The organism is Streptomyces sp. NPDC005791 (assembly GCF_042871485.1).
GTDB lineage: Bacteria > Actinomycetota > Actinomycetes > Streptomycetales > Streptomycetaceae > Streptomyces.
In genome coordinates this window covers 14,976-35,351 of the sequence record NZ_JBIAIP010000013.1, presented here as the reverse complement: position 1 = coordinate 35,351, position 20,376 = coordinate 14,976, and the positions used below count along the sequence as shown (strand labels likewise).

Here is a 20,376-nt window from a genome sequence, read left to right as displayed (position 1 = left end):
CGCAGCGCGCCTGAATTCGCCAGCGTGTGCGTATACGACCAGAAAGAGTGAAAGGGGTAATGCGCTCGTAGCCCCGTCACCCCCTCCTCGTTACACCTGATGCGGTCCGCGGCTGGGACCGCACTTACAACTAGGAGGAATAATGATCAAGAAGGTCGTCGCAATCGCGGCTGCTACCGGTGGTCTCGTGCTCGCGGGCGCCGGTATGGCTTCCGCCGACGCCGGTGCCCAGGGTGCCGCCATCGGCAGCCCCGGCGTGCTCTCGGGCAACGTCGTCCAGGTGCCGGTCCACGTTCCGGTGAACGTATGCGGCAACACGGTCAACGTGATCGGGCTGCTCAACCCCGCCTTCGGCAACACCTGCGTCAACGCCTGACGTTGGCACACCAACCCGTAAGGGTGTGAGTCCGGGCGGCCCCGGAGTGCGCGCCACGCACTCCGGGGCCGCTGGGCATCCGGTCCTGGGCACGGCTGTGCTCGGGGCATCTCGGTAGGCAGAAGGCAGGAAGACAACCTATGCGACAGGTCACACGTAAAGGCCTGATCACCATGGCAGCGGCGGGCGGCGTGCTCGCGCTCGGCGGCGGTTATGCGCACGCCGACGCGGGAGCGGCCGGCGGTGCGTCGAATTCACCGGGAGTGCTCTCGGGGAATTCGATCCAGATTCCGGTCGACGTACCCGTCAACGTGTGCGGAAACTCCGTGGACGTCGTCGGTCTGCTCAATCCCACGAGCGGAAACGACTGCGGAAACGGACCTTCGGATTCCGGGCACGCGTACACCTCGGACGGCGGTTCCTCGTCCGGTCACGGCTCCGGGAGCCAGGCGTCCGGGCACGAGGACGTGCACGACAGCGGGGCGGGGACGGGCAGGCACCGTGCGTCCGGCAGCTCTGCCCAGGCGGAGACGACCGGTTCCCCCGGGATCCTCTCCGGCAACCAGGTGCAGGTACCTGTCGAGGTCGCGGTGAACGTCTGCGGCAACAGCGTGACCATCGGCGGACTGCTCAACCCGGTCTTCGGCAACAACTGCGAGAACGACACGGAGACGGCCCCGCCTCCCGTCGTGCCGCAGACGCCGTACACGCCGCACACCTCGGAGAAGCCGGCCACGCCGGACGCGCCTCCGGTACCCGAGACCCAGCTCGTGGCGGGCGAGCAGCTCGCGCACACCGGTGGGGGCGGGCTCGACCTGCTCATCCCGGCCAGCGCCGGCCTGCTGCTCGCCGGCGCGGGCACGGTCCTGTACCGCCGCTCGCGGAGCGCCGCGTAGCGGTAGCGCGACATCCGGTGTGACGAGCGGGTTCCGCACGAGCGGAGCCCGCTTCGTGCTACCAGGTGGGACGGAGCTGGCGGATGATGCGGCGACGCAGCCGCACCCTGCGGCTGCCGTCACGGCGCAGCGTCAGCCGGTCCAGCTCCCAGTGTCCGTACTCGGCATGGTCGGTCAGCAGTCGGGCCGCCTCCTTGCGGGACACCCCGCGCGGCACGTACACATCGATGAATTCGTATTCCGGCATCGCATCTATTGTGCGGGCAGAGCCCCGGGACGGATAGCGTCTGTCCTATGTCTGATGCTGCGCAGCCCACCGCTGCCGAGGTACGCGCCGCCGCCGATGCAGTCAAAACCGCGCTCGACCGCCACCTCCAGGCAGTCGAACGCCGTACCGGGGACGACGACCCCGCTGTCTACGACGCGTTCAACGCACTGGCCGCTGCGGCCGAGGTCTACGACGAAGTGCTCTACGACCGCTACGACGAGGTCACCCCCTTCGAGATCCCCTCCGCGGAGGATTCCCTCCCGCCCTATGCGGGGCCGGAGGAGCCGCACGCCGTCAGTGTCCTGATCAGGCGGGACTACGCGGTGGCGGAGCCCGCGCGGCTGATCGCCCAGGCGGAGCGGCTCGCCGACCTCGATCCGGAGGGTCACGAGGGTGAGGCTCTGCCGACCGAGGGCGCCGGTGTGCATGCCGCGCTGGGGGTGGTGTTCGGCGAGTACGAGGCGGACGAAATCGCTTCCCGGCACCAGGAGTTCGGCCTGGAAGAAGGGGACTCCACCCTCTGGGTCACCGCCGCGGAGGAGCTGGCCGAGCCGGGGGAGTGGCTCGGGGCGCCGTTCGACGAGGCGGACCCCGCCATGGTGGTCTGCCGCTTCGACGTCAGCGCGGTCTTCGACGAGGACGAGGAACTGGCCGTCGACGCCGACGGCGCGCTCCCGGACCGCTCCTGACCCCGCCGTCCGAGACGGCCCCGGCGCACCGGGGCCGTCCAGCGCTCCGGGGCGGGCCTACGAGGCGTCCGGAGCGGGCAGCGCCTCCAGCAGCGGACGCAGCCGGGTCGTCCGCTCCTGGGCCGGGACCTCGGCCACCGCGCGCGGCAGGGCCTGATCCACGCCGTGCACCACGGAGAGGTGCCGCTCCCCACGGCTGAACGCCGTGTACACCCAGGGCCTGCTGAGTCCCTGGGCGGCGTCCCCGGGCAGGACGACCACGGCGGCGGGCCAGCGCATCCCGGCCGCCTGGTGGGCACTGAGCGCCCAGCTGTGGCGTACCGAGGTCTCCACCCGGTCCGGTGGTACGACGACGGGGGCGCCCGCGCAGTCCAGGTGCAGGCCCTCCTGGTCGGCCGACACGACCGAGCCGGGCACCACCCTGCCGGGTGCGGGGACATGGACCACGCGATCGCCGGGGTCGAAGCCGCCGAACCGGCCGGGGCCGGGATTGAGCCGCTGCTTGAGCGCCGCGTTCAGCGCCTTGGTCCCCGCCGAGCCGCCGTGTCCGACCGTGATCACCTGGGTGTCGGAGGAGGGTACGCCGATGGCGCGCGGCACCGAATCGGCCACCAGCTGCACCGTGCGGTGGACCGCCTCGCCCGCGTCCCTGACCGGCACGATCACCACTTCCTTGCCGGGCGCCTCGACCTGGGCGAGCTCTCCGACGCCGATGCCGGAGACCAGCTCGCCGATCGGCCCGGGGTCGGGCGTGCGCGAGACCACGTGCGGGCAGGCACGCGCCGCGAGCACGTCCGCGAACACCCGGCCGGCACCGGCCGATCCGAGTACGCCCGGGTCCCCGCTCAGGATCAGCCGTGTGCCGTCGGCGAGGGACTCCACCAGCATCGCGGCCGTCTCCACGTCGAGTTGCGGGGCGTCCAGCACGACCAGCACATCGAGGGCGAAGGCACCGTCCGCGTCCCGGCCGGGGCCCTCCTCGCCGGAGAGCAGGGCGGAGAGCGTGACGGCGGACCCCGGATCACCGATCGCGTCCGCCAGTCTGCGACGGCCGTCGGCGCTGTGGGCGGTGCCCAGGGCCCGCAGACCCAGGCCGTGGGCGGCGGCGACGAGGGCGGCGGGTTCGGCCCGGGCGGCCTCGCCGCCGCTGTGGGCCACCAGACCGGCCGTAGCGGCCGCGCGGATCAGCTCGCCCGCGGAAGGAGACGGGGCGGCGGCAGCGGCGTCCGACCAGTCGGCGCCCTTCTCGCAGGAGTTGACCAGCCGGGCCAGCCCGTCGGCGAGAGCCTCCTCGGCCAGGGCGTACCGGTCGAGCCCGAGCAGGACCCGCACCGGTGCGCCATCGGCCCCCGCCTCACCCTCCGGCGCCTCCTCGGCCTCCTCCGTCCGCTCCGGCTCCGTCGCGTCGGAACCGGTGCCGTCCTGGAAGACCAGGACGACGCCCTCGGCGACGGCGTTCTGGACGGCCTCCCCCGGATCGGTCACCGCGAGCCCGGTCAGGGCCGTCCGCACCTCTTCGGCGTCCAGTGCGGTGTGGCCCCGCAGCGCGGCCCGCTCCAGCAGCCAGCCCACCAGGGCCGCCGTACGCCGCTCGTCGTCGGGTCCGCACTCCGCGCCCAGCAGCGCCCGTGCGAAGCCGTCCGCCTGCTCGGGCCGCACACCTGGCACGGACAACAGCTGCCACGGGTCGTCCCGGAGGATCCCGGCCGCTCCTTCGCCGAGGGTCGCCGCCGCAGGGTGCGCCAGAGCCTCGGGCGCCCCGCCCTTGGTCAGCACCTCCACGACCGAGGCCGCGGCCTCGGGGGAGGCGGTCCGTGGAGCCGGCTGCCCGGGGGCACGGGAGGGCCGGTCGGGTGAGGCCGGGGCGGCAGGGGCAGCCCGGCGGGGTGCCGGCGGCGTGGCGGGGGAGTCGAAGAAGGCGGAGCCGGGCTTCTCGCCGCTCTCCACCGCGCGGACCGCCGCGAGCAGGTCCGCGGCCGGACCGCTCAGCTTCGTGCCGGCCGGGATGGGCCCTTCCTTCTCGGCCTTGCGCTGTTCGATCCGCTCACGCAGCTCGCGCTGTGCGGCCAGCTCCGCCTCGGCCTCCGACAGCACGGGCGCCGCAGGAGCATCGGGGGCCGGCTCCGGAGCCTGCGCGCCCTCCGCGCCCCCTGCGCCGGCCGCCCCCTCCGCGCTCCCGGTGGCGCCCTCGTCGGGCGTGCCGGGTGTGCCGGCGGCCTGGGTGCCGGCGTCCTCGCCGGACTCGTGGTCCTCGGCCGCGGGGTCCGGGGTCTCTCCCCGGGGATGCGCAGTCACAGCGTGCTCCAGTCCTGGTCGGGATAGCGGTGCACGGGCGCCGACACGTCGTCGAGCGCCTGGCAGATCTCGTCAGGAAGACTAAGCGCCTCCACTGACAACGCTTCGGTCAGCTGCTGCGCGTTGCGCGCCCCCACGACCGGGGCGACCACCCCCGGCCGGTCCCGCACCCAGGCGAGCGCGACCTGCAGCGATGTCGTGGCGAGGCCGTCCGCAGCCGTGGCCACCGCGTCCACGATCCTGCCCGCCGCCTCGTCGAGGTACGGCTCGACGAACGGAGCCAGGTGCTCGGAGGCGCCACGCGAGTCGGACGGGGTGCCGGTGCGGTACTTGCCGGTCAGCACCCCGCGGCCGAGCGGGGACGAGGGCAGCAGTCCCACCCCGAGGTCCAGCGCCGCGGGCAGGACCTCCCGCTCGACGCCCCGCTGCAGCAGCGAGTACTCCATCTGCGTACTGGCCAGCCGGGTGCGCTGCCCGGGCGCGGCGAGCTGCCACGTGGCCGCCTTGGCCAGCTGCCAGCCGCTGAAGTTGGACACGCCGGCGTACCTGACGCGCCCCGACGACACGGCCATGTCCACCGCCTGCAGGGTCTCGTCCAGCGGTGTCACATGGTCGAAGGCATGGAGCTGCCACAGATCGACGTAGTCCGTCCCGAGCCGCCGTAGGGACGCGTCGAGCGCGGCGAGCAGATGCCCGCGAGAGCCGTCGGAGCGGCGGTACGGATCGGGCACGCTGCCCGCCTTGGTCGCGATGACCAGGTCCTGCCGTGGGACCAGGTTGTCCAGGAGGCGCCCCAGCAGGTGTTCGGCCTCCCCGCCGCCGTACACGTCGGCGGTGTCGACGAGGGTGCCGCCCAGGTCCCAGAAGGCTCTGAGCTGGTCGGCGGCGTCGTGTTCGTCGGTGTCCCGGCCCCAGGTGAGGGTGCCCAGCCCGATCCGGGACACGCGAAGGCCGGTACGGCCGAGATGCCTCTGCTCCATGGGCGCTGAGATTACTGGCCGGGGCCCCACGGGGTGGAGGCCTGTGGATGACCGCGGTCCCCGGGCGAGCCTGCCGGTTTCCGGCGCGCCGCGCTAGAGTCCCGCTCGACAGGAACGTTACTGATCAGTAGAGGGAGTGTGGGTATGCGGCTCGGCATCAATCTCGGTTACTGGGGTGCGGGCATGGATGGTGACAACCTCGCCGTCGCCCAGGAGGCCGACCGGCTCGGCTACGACGTCTGCTGGGCGGCCGAGGCATACGGCTCCGACGTGCCGACGGTGCTGGCCTGGGTCGCGGCCCGGACCGAGTCCATCGACGTGGGCTCCGCGATCATGCAGATCCCGGCCCGTCAGCCCGCCATGACGGCCATGACCGCCGCCACCCTCGACTCGCTCTCCGGAGGCCGTTTCCGCCTCGGTCTCGGCGTCTCCGGACCGCAGGTCTCCGAGGGCTGGTACGGCGTCAAGTTCGACAAGCCGCTGGCCCGCACGCGCGAGTACGTCGAGATCGTGCGCAGGGCGATGTCCCGGGAGCGGCTGTCCTACGCGGGTGAGCACTGGACGCTGCCGCTGCCCGACGGCCCGGGCAAGCCCATCAAGCTGACCGTCCATCCGCAGCGCGAGCACATCCCGCTCTACATCGCCGCGATCGGCCCGAAGAACCTCGAGCAGACCGGCGAGATCGCCGACGGCGCCCTGCTGATCTTCCCGTCCGCCGAACACCTGGAGGAGACCGCGGTGAAGCACCTGCGGGCCGGAAGGGAGAAGGCAGGCAGGACGATGGAGGGCTTCGACGTCTGCCCGACCCTGCCGCTGGCGATCGGCGACGACATCAACGGCCTCGCCGACATGTTCCGCCCGTACACCGCGCTCTACGTCGGGGGCATGGGCAGTCGCAAGCAGAACTTCTACAACCAGCTCGCCCAGCGCATGGGATACGAGAAGGAAGCCGCCGAGATCCAGGACAAGTACCTGGCCGGCGACAAGGCCGGTGCGGCTGCCGCCGTACCGCACCAGCTCATCGACCAGACCACGCTGCTCGGCTCGGTGGACCGGATCGCCGACCGGATGCAGGCGTACGCGGCCGCGGGTGTCACGACGCTGACCCTCGCCCCGGCCGGCTTCACCCTCGACGAGCGCCTCGCGGCCCTGCGCGCCGGTACCGACGCCCTGGAGCGCTCCGGCCTCGCCGCGTAACGACCCGCCACAGCACTACGGCCGTGGTGGGGGCTCGGGGGTCCTCCCCGCCACGGCCGTCGTACGGAACAACGCGCCGCACGGCTCCCGGGTTACGCCCCGTACCGTTCCCGGGACGCCCAGACGGGCCCCCAGGAGGCGTACGACGCCCCATCGGCCCTGTCCGGCCCCTCTCGTGTTGCCTACCGCCGCGTACCGAATTTGACTGTGCCCCTGCGGACACCGGTGCGAAAGGTGGCAGTGATGCTCTCGGCAAAAGGTCTGTTCCAGGAGATCCTCGACAACGACGAGTCGTTCCGGCTGTTCTGCTCCATCGCCGCCGGCGGGGAGGCGCAGGGAGGCTGGGAGAACGGGCGCATCGCCGCGCTCGTCCCCCCGGGACTGCGCGAACTGGCGCCCAAGGTCGCCCGGCACGGCGCCGACGAGGACAAGCACGGCCGGATCTTCAACGCCTTGCTGAAGCAGCGCGGACTCCAACCCGTGGCGGTGCCGTACGAGACCGACTACACGCTCCTGCTGGAGCGCCACGGCATCGGACTCGCCCACGACCGGCTCAGCCGGGAGGAACCGCTCACCGAGCGGGACGTCATCGTCTACCTGGCGCACAGCAGGGTCACCGAACAGCGTGCCTCCGAACAGATGCGGCTCATGGTCAAGCACTTCGCCGACCACCCTGTCGTCGGCCGCGCGGTGAAGATGATCTCGCGGGACGAGGACCACCATCTCGCATACTGCCACGAGGAACTCCTCCGCTTCGCCCGGGCCGGACACGGCCGGACGATCCAGTCCGTGCTGCGGGAGTGCGCCCGGGCCGAGATCCGCGTGTACCGCGACGTCAGCCTCGCCGTGATGAGCCACATGGGCTCCGTGCTGCGCTGGCCCCGGGCGAAGGCGGCAGCGCTGGCCGCGGGCATCCACGCCCTGTACGCCTACGAGCGACTCGTCGGATGGCGGCGCATGGTGAGCCTCGAACAGCCCGCCCTGCGCGACGCACTGGGCAGCCCGGCCGCTCCCGAGACCGAGTACGCCTGAGGCCGGTGCCCGCTCCGCCTACAGCCAGCCGCGGCGCTTGAACAGCCGGTACAGCCCCGCGACGGCGAAGCCCATCAGCGCGATCACCGCGGGGTAGGTCCACACCCAGTCGAGCTCCGGCATGTGGGTGAAGTTCATGCCGTAGATCCCGGCCACCATGGTCGGCACGGCGGCCATCGCGGCCCACGCCGAGATCTTGCGCATGTCGTCGTTCTGCCGGACACCCACCTGCGCCAGATGCGCGGACAGGATGTCCGAGAGCAGCCGGTCGAGTCCTTCCACGTGCTCGACGGCACGCGTCAGATGGTCGTTGACGTCCCGGAAGAACGGCTGCGAGTCGGTGTCGACGAACGGCACCCCCGCACTCGACAGCCGCGCCATCGGTGCGCCCAGAGGATTGGTCGCCCGGCGGAATTCGAGGACCTGGCGCTTGAAGGTGTAGATGCTCGCGGCCGTGTTCGTGGAGTCCCCGGTCCCCGCCGGGGCGAAGACCTCGGCCTCCAGCTCGTCCAGGTCGACCTGGAGTTCCGCCGCGACCTCGATGTAGTGGTCCACCACCGCGTCGCTGACCGCGTAGAGCACCGACGTGGGGCCGTGCCTGAGGACCTCGGGCTCGGCCTCCAGCCGGCGGCGCACCGCCGCGAGGGGCGCGCCCTCGCCGTGCCGCACCGTCACGACGAAGGAGTCGCCTATGAACAGCATCAGCTCACCGGCGCTCACGGTGTCACTCTCCGGCTCGTAGACCACCGGCTTGATCACGACGAAGAGTGAGTCGTCGTAGATTTCCAGCTTGGGCCGCTGATGGGCGCGCAGGGCGTCCTCCACGGCCAGGGGATGCAGTGAGAACTCGCTGCTGACCAGGTCGAACTCCTTCTCCGTCGGCTCGTGCAGCCCGATCCAGACGAACGCGTCCCCGGCGGCACGTGCCTCGTCGAGGGCATCGGAGAAGTCGGCGGGACCTTCGGTCCGGCGCCCGTCCCGGTAAATTCCGCAGTCGACGATCACCCGCGCATTGTTCCCTGCCGGGAAGCGTTCACGCACCTCTACGCTGGCGGGTATGCCGACGCTCATCCTCGTACGTCACGGACGCTCGACCGCCAACACCTCCGGAGTGCTCGCGGGCCGGACCCCAGGTGTCTCCCTCGACGAACGCGGCGCCGAACAGGCCGCCGCACTCCCCGGCCGGTTGTCCGCCCTCACGCTCGCGGCGGCTGTCAGCAGCCCCCTGCAGCGCTGCCGCGAGACGCTCCGGCCGCTTCTCGACGCCCGCCCGGACCTCTCGCTGCACACCGAGGAACGGATCAGTGAGTGCGACTACGGGGACTGGTCGGGACGCAAACTCGCCGAACTCTCCGACGAACCGCTGATGAAGGTCGTCCAGCAGCACCCCTCGGCCGCCGCCTTCCCCGGCGGCGAGTCCATGCGGGCCATGCAGGCGAGGGCCGTCGACGCGGTGCGGGACTGGAACGCCCGCATCGAGGCGGAGCACGGCGAGGACGCCACGTATCTGATGTGCTCGCACGGGGACATCATCAAGTCACTCGTCGCCGACGCGCTCGGCATGCATCTCGACCTCTTCCAGCGCGTCCACGCCGACCCGTGCTCCGTCACCGCGATCCGCTACACCCGGCTGCGTCCCTTCCTCCTGCGCCTCGGCGACACCGGCGACTTCGCCTCCCTGGTGCCGCGTGAACCGGCCGTCGGGGCCGACGCGGCCGTGGACACGGCAACGGACGCGGCGGTCGGGGGCGGCGCTGGGGCACCGTGATCGCTCCGGGCAGTAGGGTGGACGCGCCGTAGAGGCCCTGTGGGAGATCCCGCGGGGCCCCCGGGGCCCCGCCCCATCCGCCATCAGATACTCAAGGGAGACAGGACGTGTCCCGTCAGGTGTTCCTCTACGACCCACCGGACCGTTTCGTGGCCGGTACGGTCGGGCTGCCTGGCCGCCGTACGTTTTTCCTGCAGGCATCCTCGCGGGGACGGGTCACGAGTGTGGCCCTGGAGAAGACCCAGGTTTCCGCGCTGGCCGAACGGATCGACGAACTCCTCGACGAGGTGGTCCGGCGGACCGGCGGCAACTCCCCGGTGCCCGCCGTGGCACCCATGGACGTCACCGACACCGCGCCCCTCGACGTTCCCGTCGAGGAGGAGTTCAGGGTCGGCACGATGGCGCTCGCCTGGGACGGCGAGGAGCAGCGCATGATCGTCGAGGCGCAGGCCCTCGTCGAACTGGACGCCGACTCCGAGGACGACCTCGCGGAGGCCGAGGAGAAGCTCCTGCAGGACGAGGAGAACGGCCCGCCGATGTTGCGCGTCCGGCTGACCGGTGCTCAGGCGCGGGCGTTCGCCAAACGCGCGCTGGACGTCGTGAACGCGGGCCGGCCGCCCTGCCCGCTGTGCAGCCTCCCCCTCGATCCGGAAGGACACGTATGCCCGCGCCAGAACGGATACCGTCGCGGGGCCTGACCGAGGAGGGGCTGCGCACCCTGCTCGCCGAGGGGGAACTCACGGTCCTCGGCCAGGTCCGGGGCGCGTCGAACGCGGTGCTGTACTGCACGGTGGCGTACGAGGGCGAGGAACGCCCCTGCGTCTACAAGCCGGTCGCCGGTGAGCAGCCTCTCTGGGACTTCCCGGACGGCACGCTCGCCCGGCGCGAGGTCGCGGCGTACGAGATCTCCGAGGCCACCGGCTGGGGGCTCGTACCGCCCACGGTCCTGCGGGAGGGCCCCTACGGCGAGGGGATGTGCCAGCTGTGGATCGAGGCCGCCGAGGACGGTGACCGGCCCGCCGACGGGCTGTCGCCGCTGCTCGCGCTCGTCGAGGGCGACGAGCCCGGGGACGGCTGGAAGGCCGTCGGCTTCGCCGAGGTGGGGGAGGGGAGGACGGCCCTGCTGGTGCACGCCGACGACCCCCGGCTGCGCAGGCTCGCGGTCCTGGACGCGGTGATCAACAACGGTGACCGCAAGGGCGGTCACCTGCTGCCCGCACCCGGTGACCGGCTGTACGGCATCGACCACGGCGTCACCTTCAACGCGGACGACAAGCTGCGGACGCTCCTCTGGGGGTGGGCCGGCGAGCCGCTGACGGCGGAGGCCACCGAGGTGCTCGACCGGCTGTCCGACCGCCTGCGACCTGGAGCGGCGCTCGCCACCCGGTTGGCGGAACTGATCACCGCGGCGGAGATCGACGCCCTGCGCGGCCGGGTGGAGGGCCTCCGCAGAACCGGCCGCCACCCCGAGCCGAGCGGCGACTGGCCACCGATCCCCTGGCCGCCGGTGTGAGCACACCGGCCGGTTCCGGCGCGGCACGGCGGGAAGGCGCGACAGCGGAAAGCCGTCCCCCGCGCAAGACCGCCTCTTCGGCCACGATCTGCCATCCGGTTCGTATCCGGAAGCATCGTCCGGTTACGCTCATGTCATGCATGCCTGGCCCGCTTCTGAGGTCCCCGCCCTGCCTGGCAAGGGCCGCGACCTTCGGATCCACGACACCGCGACCGGCGGACGGATCACCCTTGACCCCGGTCCCGTCGCCCGCATATACGTCTGCGGCATCACGCCGTACGACGCGACCCACATGGGTCATGCGGCGACCTACAACGCGTTCGACCTCGTTCAGCGCGTGTGGCTCGACACCGAGCGGCAGGTTCACTACGTCCAGAACGTGACCGACGTGGATGATCCGCTGCTGGAGCGGGCCGTACGCGACGGCGAGGACTGGACCGAGCTCGCCGAACGCGAGACGGCTCTCTTCCGGGAGGACATGACGGCCCTGCGCATGCTTCCCCCGAAGCACTACATCGGGGCCGTCGAGGCGATACCCGGCATCGTCCCGCTCGTGGAACGCCTCCGCGACGCGGGCGCCGCCTACGAACTCGACGGCGACGTGTACTTCTCCGTCGAGTGCGACCCGCACTTCGGTGAGGTCTCCGGCCTCGACGCCGAGGCCATGCGACTGCTCTCCGCCGAGCGCGGCGGCGACCCGGAGCGCCCCGGCAAGAAGAACCCGCTCGACCCGATGCTCTGGATGGCCGCCCGCGAGGGTGAGCCGAGCTGGGACGGCGGCACCCTCGGCCGCGGCAGGCCCGGCTGGCACATCGAGTGCGTCGCCATCGCGCTGGACCACCTGGGCATGACCTTCGACGTCCAGGGCGGCGGCTCCGACCTCGCCTTCCCGCACCACGAGATGGGCGCCTCGCACGCCCAGGTGCTGACCGGCGAGCACCCCTTCGCCCGTGCCTACGTCCACGCCGGCATGGTCGCCCTGAACGGCGAGAAGATGTCCAAGTCCAAGGGCAATCTCGTCTTCGTGTCGGCACTGCGCCGGGACGACGTGGACCCCGCGGCGATCAGGCTCGCCCTGCTCGCGAACCACTACAGGTCCGACTGGGAGTGGACCGACCAGGTGCTCGAAGACGCCGTCGAGCGTCTCGCCCGCTGGCGTGCCGCCGTCTCCCGGCCCGACGGACTCTGCGCCGACGCCTTGGTCGAGGAGGTCCGGGAGGCCCTGGCCGACGACCTGGACTCCCCGGCCGCACTCGCCGCGGTGGACCGCTGGGCCGCCGCGCAGAGCTCCGCAGGCGGCACGGACGAGGGCGCGCCGGGTCTCGTCTCGCGTACCGTCGACGCCCTGCTGGGCGTCGCCCTGTAGCGACCCCGCGGAAACCGCCGAACGGCCCCGGACTTCGCGAGAGGGCGATGCGAAGTCCGGGGCCGTTCCACATGCTCAGGGAGTCAGTCGTCCGAGGCGTCCTCGTCCGGTCCGGCCGGCGGCGGGTCCTCGGGGGCGGCGCCCCCGTCGGCGTCCTTGTCCTTGGCCCTGCCTTTCCCCTTCTCCGGACGCGGCGGCTTCGGCGGCCTCGTACGGCCGCTGGACGTGTCCCGCAGATACGGCACGTCACCGCTCTCCGTGGCGTGACCGCCCGGAGCCTGTCCGGGCCCGCCGACGTCCCTGCGCCGCAGATACCGCTCGAACTCCCGGGCGATGGCCTCACCGGACGCCTCGGGCAGCTCGGCGGTGTCCCGCGCCTCCTCCAGCGTCTGCACGTACTCCGCGACCTCACTGTCCTCGGCGGCCAGCTGGTCGACCCCGAGCTGCCAGGCCCGGGCGTCCTCGGGCAGCTCGCCCAGCGGGATCCGCAGCCCGAGCAGATCCTCGAGACGGTTCAGGAGCGCCAGCGTCGCCTTCGGGTTCGGCGGCTGCGACACGTAGTGCGGCACCGCCGCCCACAGGCTCACCGCGGGCACCCCCGCGTGCGTACACGCCTCCTGGAGAATCCCCACGATGCCGGTCGGCCCCTCGTACCGGGTCTCCTCCAGATCCATGGTCCTCGCCAGGTCCGGGTCGGAGGTGACCCCACTGACGGGCACCGGCCTGGTGTGCGGGGTGTCGCCGAGCAGCGCCCCCAGGATGACGACCATCTCCACGCCGAGTTCATGGGCGAAGCCCAGGATCTCGTTGCAGTACGAACGCCAGCGCATGGAGGGCTCGATGCCACGGATCAGCACCAGGTCACGGGGCTTCTCGCCGCCGATCCGGACCACCGAGAGCCGCGTGGTGGGCCAGGTGATCTTCCGCGTCCCACCGTCGAGCCACACCGTGGGCCGGTTGACCTGGAAGTCGTAGTAGTCCTCGGCGTCGAGCGCCGCGAAGACCTCGCCCTTCCACTCCCGGTCCAGATGCGCCACCGCTGTGGAGGCGGCGTCACCGGCGTCGTTCCAGCCCTCGAACGCGGCCACCATGACCGGGTCGACCAGCTCGGGTACCCCCTCGAGCTCGATCACCCAGGCCTCCTTCCGAAGTTCCCTTGTGTACGGACCAACCTTACGGCTTCCGCCCTGTTCCGCCGCAGGCCGTTTGCGCGTGGAGGGGAAGCGTGCCGCCCCTTGATTCATCCGAGCTGTCCCGATCGAAAGTGATCAAACTTCCTCCGCACTCTGGACTTCGGGGTCTGCGGGAAGCTATACATCGGATGACCGTTGAGAGATCCGATGTTATTCCCCTGGGGGCGCACATGAGTCTGACCGTCATGGATTTCGAGGTCGACGACATCCGGTTTCCCACCTCGGAACAGCTGGACGGCTCGGACGCCATGAACGCCGACCCCGATTACTCCGCCGCCTACGTCGTCCTGCGCACGGACGGTGCGGGCGAGGAGGGGCACGGGTTCTGCTTCACCATCGGCCGAGGCAACGATGTCATGGCCGCCGCCATCCAGAGCCTCCGGCCGTACGTGGTGGGGCGCCGCGTCCCGCGAACCGCCGCTGACCTCGCCGCCCTCTACCGGACGCTCACGCACGACTCCCAGCTGCGCTGGCTCGGCCCCGAGAAGGGGGTGACGCACATGGCGGCCGGAGCCGTCGTCAACGCGGCGTGGGACCTCGCGGCGAAACTGGCGGGGAAGCCCGTCTGGCAGTTCCTCGCGGAGATGACCCCGGAGGAGCTCGTCTCCCTGGTCGACTTCCGCTACCTCACGGACGCCCTCACCCCGCAGGAGGCACTCGGCATCCTCCGGGCCGCGGAGCCGGGCCGTGCCGAGCGCACCGAGCGGCTGCTCGCCGAGGGGTATCCCGCGTACACCACCTCGCCCGGCTGGCTGGGGTACGACGACGACAAGCTCGTGCGGCTGGCCGAGGAGGCGGTCGCGGACGGCTTCACCCAGATCAAGCTGAAGGTCGGCGCCGATCTGGACGACGACGTCCGCAGGCTCGCACTCACCCGTGAGGCCGTCGGCCCCGGCATCCGGATCGCCGTGGACGCCAACCAGCGCTGGGACGTGGCCGGAGCGGTGGAGTGGATGAACGCACTCGCTCCGTACGACCCGTACTGGATCGAGGAACCGACCAGCCCTGACGACGTGCTCGGCCACGCCGCCGTGCGCGCCGGGCAGCCGGTCAAGGTCGCCACCGGCGAACACGTCGCCAACCGGGTCGTGTTCAAGCAGCTGCTCCAGGCCGAAGCCGTCGACTTCGTCCAGATCGACGCCGCACGCGTCGCGGGCGTCAACGAGAACCTCGCCGTCCTGCTGCTCGCCGCCAAGTACGGCGTCCCGGTCTGCCCCCACGCGGGAGGCGTCGGACTGTGCGAACTCGTCCAGCACCTCTCGATGTTCGACTACGTCGCGGTCTCCGGCAGTCGGGAGGACCGCGTCATCGAATACGTCGACCACCTCCACGAGCACTTCGCCGAACCGGCCGTCATCGCGGACGGCCACTACGTCACCCCCCGCGCACCGGGCTTCTCCGCCCGGATGCTCCCCGCCTCGATCGCCGCACACCGCTACCCGCGAGGCCCTGTCTGGCAGTCCCGCCGCACCCCCGAGGAGAACCGCTGATGGCCGGTACGAAGGATTTCGACGGACTGACCGCCCTGGTGACGGGTGGCGCATCCGGGATCGGGGCCGCCGTGGCGACCCTGCTGCTCGCACGCGGGGCGCGCGTCGCGGTACTGGACCTCGCCACCGACGGCGTTCCCGAGGGAGCGCTCGCCCTCGAGGCCGACGTGACGGACGACGAGGCCGTACGGAACGCGGTCGACCGCGCCGCCGCGGAACTGGGCGGCCTGCACACCGTGGTGTCCAACGCGGGGATCGGCTCGATCGGCACCGTCGAGGACAACCCCGACGCGGAATGGACCCGCGTACTGGACATCAACGTGCTCGGCATGGTCCGCACCGCCCGTCACGCGCTGCCCCATCTGCGCCGTGCCGCGGCCGGGCGCCCCGGGGCCGTGTCGATCACCCAGACCTGCTCCATCGCGGCGACCGCCGGTCTGCCGCAGCGCGCGCTCTACAGCGCGAGCAAGGGCGCCGTGCTCTCCCTCACCCTCGCGATGGCCGCCGACCACGTCCGCGAGGGGATCAGGGTCAACTGCGTCAATCCCGGTACGGCGGACACCCCCTGGATCGGCCGGCTGCTCGGCCAGGCCGAGGACCCGGTCGCGGAGCGTGCCGCGCTCGACGCCCGCCAGCCCCTGGGGCGGCTGGTGTCCGCCGATGAGGTGGCCGCCGCCGTGGCCTACCTGGCGAGCCCGGCGGCCGCGTCCGTCACCGGTACCGCGCTCGCCGTCGACGGGGGGATGCAGGGCCTGCGCCTGCGCCCGGCCGCGCCCTCACAGGGTTGAGCGCAGCCACTGCTCCACGCTGGCCACATGAACCGTCGCCCAGGACCGGGCCGCCTCGGCGTCCCGGTCCCGGAGCGCGGCGAGAATCGCCCGGTGCTCGCGCAGGGTGCGGCTCACCGCGTCCTCCTGGGTCAGCCCCCGCCACACCCTGGCCCTGGTGGTCGGGCCGGACAGTCCGTCCAGCAGGGAGCACAGCACCGCGTTGCCGCAGGACCGGACGATACTCCGGTGGAACTCCAGATCGCCCGCCACCAGTGCCTCCACCGAGGGGTCGGGGCCCAGGGCGTCCAACTGTGCACCGAGTGCGTCGAGTTGGTCCTCCGTGATACGCAGCGCCGCCATCCCCGTGGCGGCCGGTTCCAGGATCCGGCGTACCGCGAAGAACTCCAGCACCGTGTCGTCGCGGTGGAAGTCCACCACGAAGCTGAGCGCCTCCAGGAGCAGCTGCGGGTCGAGGCTGGTGACATAGGTGCCGTCGCCCTGACGGACGTCGAGGATCCGGATCAGCGACAGCGCGCGCACCGCCTCGCGCAGCGAGTTGCGCGACAGGCCCAGCTCCGCGGCGAGCTCACTCTCCTTGGGGAGCCGGTCGCCCGGGGCCAGGGCACCTGAGACGATCATCCCCTTGATCTTCTCGATCGCTTCGTCGGTGACGGCCATGTGGGGCCTCCTCGCGCACAAGACATCCGATGTATGGACCTCATTATGCGGCCCGCGGCCGGTGCCGTGCCCTCGCCCGGTCACAGGCCCCGCGCACGCTCCACGAGGAGGCGGTGGAGGTCGCGTGCCGCGCGCGGGACGGAACCCGACCTGCGGCGCTGGAGCACCAGGAGAACGTCGGCCCCGGCATCCTCGAGCGGCCGGCACACGATCGATCCGCCGCGCTCCAGGGGGTCGCCGACGACACTGAAGTCGGGCAGGACGGTCGCCCCGAGACCCTCCGCCACCATCAGCTTGCCCATCTCCGCGCCGTCCGTTGAGTACGAGAAGGCGGGGGCGCGGCCCGCGAGCAGCCGGTGCATGAACCGGTGCATGACGTAACCGGAGCGCATGACGATCAGCGGCTCCGCGAGGAGATCGCCCACCCCGACCGTCTCCCGGGCCGCCAGCGGGCTGTCGGGGCGCATGCAGACCACGGCCCGCCCGCGCAGCAGCTCCGTCGTCTGGAAGTCGGGCGGCAGGTCGTCGCCCTGCAGGTAGTTGACGAGCCCGAGGTCGAAACCGCCCTCCAGGAGCGAGCGGTGGATCTCGGCCTGCTGCGCCCCGACGACCTCCACCTGTGTCGTGGGATGGCTCGCACGGAACTCGCGTACCGCCGGAACGAGCAGGGGGACCGTCGCGGTGTTGACCGTCCCGAGCCGGACCATCCGGCTGATGTGGTGCTGGTGGTCCGCCGCCCGCCGCAGCCGGTCCACCGCGTCGATCACGCCGATGATGTGCGGCAGCAGTTCCCTGCCCTCGTCGCTGATCTTCGCCCCGGAGCGTCTGCGGTCCAGGAGATCCACCCCGAGCTCGCGTTCGAGGTTGCGCACGGTCTCGCTCAGGGCGGGCTGGGAGAGATGGAGCTCCTCGGCGGCCCGGCGCAGCGAGCCCAGCCGTGTCACCGCCTCGATGTACTCGAGCTGTTCCACACGCATGCCCACGCACCCCCGCGACCGGGACGGATTCACCGGCCGGGCCCGGTTGAAGGGAAACCCTATCAACGCCTCGTGATTGCCTACTCGACTGCCGGCGCCGGAGATGGCTAGGGTGGGCGGCATGAAGGACCGACGGAATTTCACGCAGCGACGTCATATCGACCTCGCTCGTGTCGCCAGTGCGTTCTGTTGTCGCGAAGTCTGAGGAGTCCCTCCTTCGCGCGCTGTTCCACGCCGTCCTGACCAGGACGGACCCGCCCGTCCACGGGACCCCTCATCGCCGGTGACCCGGCATTCCTCGACGACGTCCGTTCCGCCTCGCGCCGCCCGGCTCCTTGTGCTGCTCCGGGCCGCTCCGGGGCCGTCCGCGCCGCTGTGCACCGGTCCGTGCGCCGTGCCGCGCCGTCCTTTGTCGTAGCGCACGGTCCTGTACCGACCGCCGGGCGCTCCCCACCCCTGCCCGTTTCCCCCGACTCCGGGAGTCCTCATGTCCATTCCACGGCCCGCCGACCCCGTGCGCTTCGCGTACTGGGTGCCCAATGTCAGCGGCGGCCTGGTCACCAGCCGGATCGAACAGCGCACCGACTGGGGCTACGACTACAACCGCGAGCTGGCCGTGCTCGCCGAGAACAACGGCTTCGACTACGCGCTCAGCCAGGTCCGCTACATGGCCAGTTACGGCGCAGAGTACCAGCACGAGTCGACCTCCTTCAGCCTCGCCCTGCTGCTGGCCACCGAGCGGCTCAAGGTCATCGCCGCGGTCCACCCGGGCCTGTGGCACCCGGGCGTGCTCGCCAAGCTCGGTGCGACCGCCGACCACCTGTCCAAGGGGCGGTTCGCCGTCAACGTCGTCAGCGGCTGGTTCAAGGACGAGTTCACCGCGCTCGGCGAACCCTGGCTGGAGCACGACGAACGCTACCGCCGCTCCGAGGAGTTCATCCGGGCCCTGCGCGCCGTCTGGACCGAGGACCACGCCGAGCTGGCCGGCGACTTCTACCGGATCCGGGACTTCTCCCTCAAGCCCAAGCCGCTCAACACCGCCGAACGCCCGCACCCGGAGATCTTCCAGGGCGGCAACTCCACGGCCGCACGCGCCATGGCGGGCCGGGTGTCCGACTGGTACTTCAGCAACGGCAAGGACTTCGACGGCGTCACCGGCCAGATCCAGGACGTGGCCAGGTCCGCGGCCGCCGCAGGCCGAGCCGCGCCGAAGTTCGGACTCAACGGCTTCCTCATCGCCCGTGACACCGAGGCCGAGGCCCGCGAGACCCTTCGCGAGATCGTCGCCAAGGCCGATTCCGAGGCCGTCGAGGGATTCGGCGCCGCCGTGAAACAGGCCGGACGGTCCACCGCCGACGGCAAGGGCATGTGGCAGGACTCCTCCTTCGAGGACCTCGTCCAGTACAACGACGGCTTCCGTACGGGCCTGATCGGCACCCCGGAACAGATCGCCGAGCGGATCGTCGCCTACAAGCGGCTGGGCGTCGACCTCCTCCTCCTCGGCTTCCTCCACTACCTGGAGGAGGTCGAGTACTTCGGCAAGAAGGTGCTGCCCCTGGTCCGAGAACTGGAGGCCCAGCAGGCCGTCCCCGAACCCTCCCGCTCCTGAACCACCCCGCGTACCCGCACCAGCACCACGAAAGAGGTCCACGATGAGCACCGTCGCACCCACCGACTGGCAGACCAGCCCGGCACCCAGGGACGCCGAGGGCTGGATCGCCCGCGCCACTGAGGTCGCAGCGGTCCTGGCCACCGACGCCGCCGACCGCGACAAGGCCGGCGCCACCCCCCACACCGAGGTCCGGCTCCTCAAGGAGTCCGGTCTCGTCACCCTCCTCGGCCCCGCCGCGCACGGCGGCGCCGGCCAGGACTGGACCACCGCCTACCGCGTGGTGCGCGAGGTCTCCAAGGCCGACGGCTCCATCGGCCAGCTCCTCGGCTACCACTACCTGTGGAACTGGGCCGCCCGCCTGGTCGGCACCCGGGAGCAGTGGGAGCACGTAGAGGCCGAAGCCGCCCGCAACCAGTGGTTCTTCGGCGGCGCGGTCAATCCGCGCGACAACGACGTGACCGTCACCGAGGACGGTGACGACCTCCTCTTCACCGGCAGGAAGACCTTCTCCACCGGCAGCAGGGTCTCCGATGTCACCGTGCTCGAAGGAGTCCTGGAAGGCACCGACAAGCACGTCTTCGCCATCGTCCCCTCCGACAGCGAAGGGCTGACCTTCCACGACGACTGGGACAACATCGGCCAGCGGCTGACCGAGAGCGGCGGCGTCAGCCTCGACGGCGTACGCACCCCCTGGTCCTCGGCCGCCGGATTCGTGGACAAGGAGTTCCTGCCCCGGACGTACAACACCCTCAACGTCCCCGTCATCCAGCTGGTCTTCGTCAGCTTCTACCTCGGCATCGCCGCCGGGGCCCTGGAGACGGCGGCCACCTACACCCGCACCAAGTCCCGCTCCTGGCTGCACGGCGGCTACGACGAGGCCGTCGACGAGCCGTACGTCATCGACGTCTACGGCGATCTCACCGCGAAGCTCTGGGCCGTGGAGGCCCTGGCCGACGCCGTCGCCCTCGAAGGCCAGGCGCTGCACGAGGACCCCGACGCCGTCACCGAGCAGACCCGCGGCGCGTTCGAGGTGCGCGTCGCCGCGGTCAAGGCCCGCGCAACCGACGTCGCCCTGGAGGTCACCAGCAGGATCTTCGAGGTCACCGGCGCCCGCGCCACCGCCTCCGCCGAGGGCCTCGACCGGTTCTGGCGCAACGTCCGTACCCACACCCTGCACGACCCGGTCGCCTACAAGCGGCGCGAGGTCGGCCGCCATGTCCTCACCGGGGAACTGCCCGAGCCCACCTGGTACTCCTGACCGCCGCCCGGCGTGCCC

21 protein-coding genes are annotated in these 20,376 nt (G+C 71.5%); 14 read left to right on the top strand and 7 right to left on the bottom strand.

The window, feature by feature from the left end:
• Window positions 1-142: 142 nt before the first annotated feature.
• Window positions 143-376 (top strand): chaplin ChpH, encoded by a 234-nt coding sequence (gene chpH, locus ACFYSH_RS24460; RefSeq protein ID WP_359478036.1) that lies wholly within the window; start codon window positions 143-145, stop codon window positions 374-376.
• Between the two features lie 140 nt (window positions 377-516).
• Window positions 517-1,272, top strand: coding sequence for a chaplin family protein (locus ACFYSH_RS24455; protein WP_388755202.1), 756 nt, complete (start codon window positions 517-519; stop codon window positions 1,270-1,272).
• Between the two features lie 58 nt (window positions 1,273-1,330).
• Here ACFYSH_RS24455 and ACFYSH_RS24450 read toward each other — a convergent pair whose 3' ends face one another.
• Window positions 1,331-1,519, bottom strand: a complete 189-nt coding sequence (locus tag ACFYSH_RS24450; protein WP_053930948.1) for a DUF5703 family protein — start codon at window positions 1,517-1,519, stop codon at window positions 1,331-1,333.
• Between the two features lie 47 nt (window positions 1,520-1,566).
• Between ACFYSH_RS24450 and ACFYSH_RS24445 the strand changes: the two genes are divergently transcribed.
• On the top strand, window positions 1,567-2,229 hold the full coding sequence (locus tag ACFYSH_RS24445; protein WP_359478029.1) for a hypothetical protein: 663 nt from the start codon (window positions 1,567-1,569) through the stop codon (window positions 2,227-2,229).
• Between the two features lie 57 nt (window positions 2,230-2,286).
• Here ACFYSH_RS24445 and ACFYSH_RS24440 read toward each other — a convergent pair whose 3' ends face one another.
• A complete protein-coding gene (locus ACFYSH_RS24440; protein ID WP_359478026.1) occupies window positions 2,287-4,524 on the bottom strand; it encodes a helix-hairpin-helix domain-containing protein in 2,238 nt (745 codons plus the stop codon).
• Window positions 4,521-5,504, bottom strand: coding sequence for an aldo/keto reductase (locus ACFYSH_RS24435; RefSeq protein ID WP_359478023.1), 984 nt, complete (start codon window positions 5,502-5,504; stop codon window positions 4,521-4,523). The genes ACFYSH_RS24440 and ACFYSH_RS24435 overlap by 4 nt, the downstream gene beginning before the upstream one ends.
• Window positions 5,505-5,648: 144 nt before the next feature.
• Between ACFYSH_RS24435 and ACFYSH_RS24430 the strand changes: the two genes are divergently transcribed.
• Window positions 5,649-6,701: an LLM class F420-dependent oxidoreductase gene (locus ACFYSH_RS24430; RefSeq protein WP_359478020.1), complete on the top strand. Its 1,053-nt coding sequence runs from the start codon at window positions 5,649-5,651 to the stop codon at window positions 6,699-6,701.
• Window positions 6,702-6,944: 243 nt separating this feature from the next.
• A complete protein-coding gene (locus ACFYSH_RS24425; RefSeq protein WP_359478017.1) occupies window positions 6,945-7,733 on the top strand; it encodes a ferritin-like domain-containing protein in 789 nt (262 codons plus the stop codon).
• 18 nt (window positions 7,734-7,751) lie between these two features.
• Here the strand turns inward: ACFYSH_RS24425 and corA are convergent, their stop codons facing one another.
• Complete coding sequence (gene corA, locus ACFYSH_RS24420) at window positions 7,752-8,738, bottom strand: magnesium/cobalt transporter CorA (protein WP_359478014.1); 987 nt, start codon at window positions 8,736-8,738, stop codon at window positions 7,752-7,754.
• Window positions 8,739-8,790: 52 nt separating this feature from the next.
• On the opposite strand from corA, the gene ACFYSH_RS24415 reads away from it, so the two are divergent.
• From ACFYSH_RS24415 to mshC, 4 genes are all read left to right on the top strand, one after another.
• Complete coding sequence (locus tag ACFYSH_RS24415) at window positions 8,791-9,501, top strand: histidine phosphatase family protein (protein ID WP_359478011.1); 711 nt, start codon at window positions 8,791-8,793, stop codon at window positions 9,499-9,501.
• A 107-nt stretch (window positions 9,502-9,608) separates the two neighbouring features.
• Window positions 9,609-10,199 carry a DUF3090 domain-containing protein gene (locus ACFYSH_RS24410; protein WP_359478008.1) on the top strand — a complete coding sequence of 197 codons (591 nt, stop codon included), beginning with the start codon at window positions 9,609-9,611 and terminating at the stop codon, window positions 10,197-10,199.
• Window positions 10,163-11,014 carry an SCO1664 family protein gene (locus ACFYSH_RS24405; RefSeq protein WP_359478005.1) on the top strand — a complete coding sequence of 284 codons (852 nt, stop codon included), beginning with the start codon at window positions 10,163-10,165 and terminating at the stop codon, window positions 11,012-11,014. The genes ACFYSH_RS24410 and ACFYSH_RS24405 overlap by 37 nt, the downstream gene beginning before the upstream one ends.
• A gap of 136 nt (window positions 11,015-11,150) precedes the next feature.
• The gene (gene mshC, locus ACFYSH_RS24400; RefSeq protein WP_359478002.1) at window positions 11,151-12,380 is read left to right on the top strand and encodes a cysteine--1-D-myo-inosityl 2-amino-2-deoxy-alpha-D-glucopyranoside ligase; all 1,230 of its coding nucleotides are present in this window, start codon (window positions 11,151-11,153) and stop codon (window positions 12,378-12,380) included.
• A gap of 83 nt (window positions 12,381-12,463) precedes the next feature.
• Here the strand turns inward: mshC and ACFYSH_RS24395 are convergent, their stop codons facing one another.
• Window positions 12,464-13,513, bottom strand: a complete 1,050-nt coding sequence (locus ACFYSH_RS24395) for a PAC2 family protein (protein WP_359477999.1) — start codon at window positions 13,511-13,513, stop codon at window positions 12,464-12,466.
• 230 nt (window positions 13,514-13,743) lie between these two features.
• On the opposite strand from ACFYSH_RS24395, the gene ACFYSH_RS24390 reads away from it, so the two are divergent.
• Window positions 13,744-15,063 carry an L-fuconate dehydratase gene (locus ACFYSH_RS24390; RefSeq protein ID WP_388755193.1) on the top strand — a complete coding sequence of 440 codons (1,320 nt, stop codon included), beginning with the start codon at window positions 13,744-13,746 and terminating at the stop codon, window positions 15,061-15,063.
• On the top strand, window positions 15,063-15,851 hold the full coding sequence (locus tag ACFYSH_RS24385; RefSeq protein ID WP_359477993.1) for an SDR family NAD(P)-dependent oxidoreductase: 789 nt from the start codon (window positions 15,063-15,065) through the stop codon (window positions 15,849-15,851). Before ACFYSH_RS24390 ends, ACFYSH_RS24385 begins: the two co-directional genes overlap by 1 nt.
• On the opposite strand, the gene ACFYSH_RS24380 is transcribed toward ACFYSH_RS24385, so the two are convergent.
• On the bottom strand, window positions 15,840-16,511 hold the full coding sequence (locus ACFYSH_RS24380) for a FadR/GntR family transcriptional regulator (RefSeq protein ID WP_359477990.1): 672 nt from the start codon (window positions 16,509-16,511) through the stop codon (window positions 15,840-15,842). The two genes, ACFYSH_RS24385 and ACFYSH_RS24380, sit on opposite strands and share 12 nt — an antisense overlap.
• 80 nt (window positions 16,512-16,591) lie before the next feature.
• The gene (locus tag ACFYSH_RS24375) at window positions 16,592-17,488 is read right to left on the bottom strand and encodes a LysR family transcriptional regulator (RefSeq protein ID WP_359477987.1); all 897 of its coding nucleotides are present in this window, start codon (window positions 17,486-17,488) and stop codon (window positions 16,592-16,594) included.
• A gap of 103 nt (window positions 17,489-17,591) precedes the next feature.
• Here ACFYSH_RS24375 and ACFYSH_RS24370 point away from each other — a divergent pair, with 103 nt between their 5' ends.
• The 3 genes from ACFYSH_RS24370 (at window position 17,592) to ACFYSH_RS24360 (ending at window position 20,358) form a co-directional block, all read left to right on the top strand.
• Window positions 17,592-17,693 carry a putative leader peptide gene (locus tag ACFYSH_RS24370; RefSeq protein WP_359477984.1) on the top strand — a complete coding sequence of 34 codons (102 nt, stop codon included), beginning with the start codon at window positions 17,592-17,594 and terminating at the stop codon, window positions 17,691-17,693.
• Window positions 17,694-17,975: 282 nt separating this feature from the next.
• A complete protein-coding gene (gene sfnG, locus ACFYSH_RS24365; protein ID WP_359477981.1) occupies window positions 17,976-19,097 on the top strand; it encodes a dimethylsulfone monooxygenase SfnG in 1,122 nt (373 codons plus the stop codon).
• A 43-nt stretch (window positions 19,098-19,140) separates the two neighbouring features.
• Window positions 19,141-20,358 carry an acyl-CoA dehydrogenase family protein gene (locus ACFYSH_RS24360; protein WP_359477978.1) on the top strand — a complete coding sequence of 406 codons (1,218 nt, stop codon included), beginning with the start codon at window positions 19,141-19,143 and terminating at the stop codon, window positions 20,356-20,358.
• Window positions 20,359-20,376 lie beyond the last annotated feature (18 nt).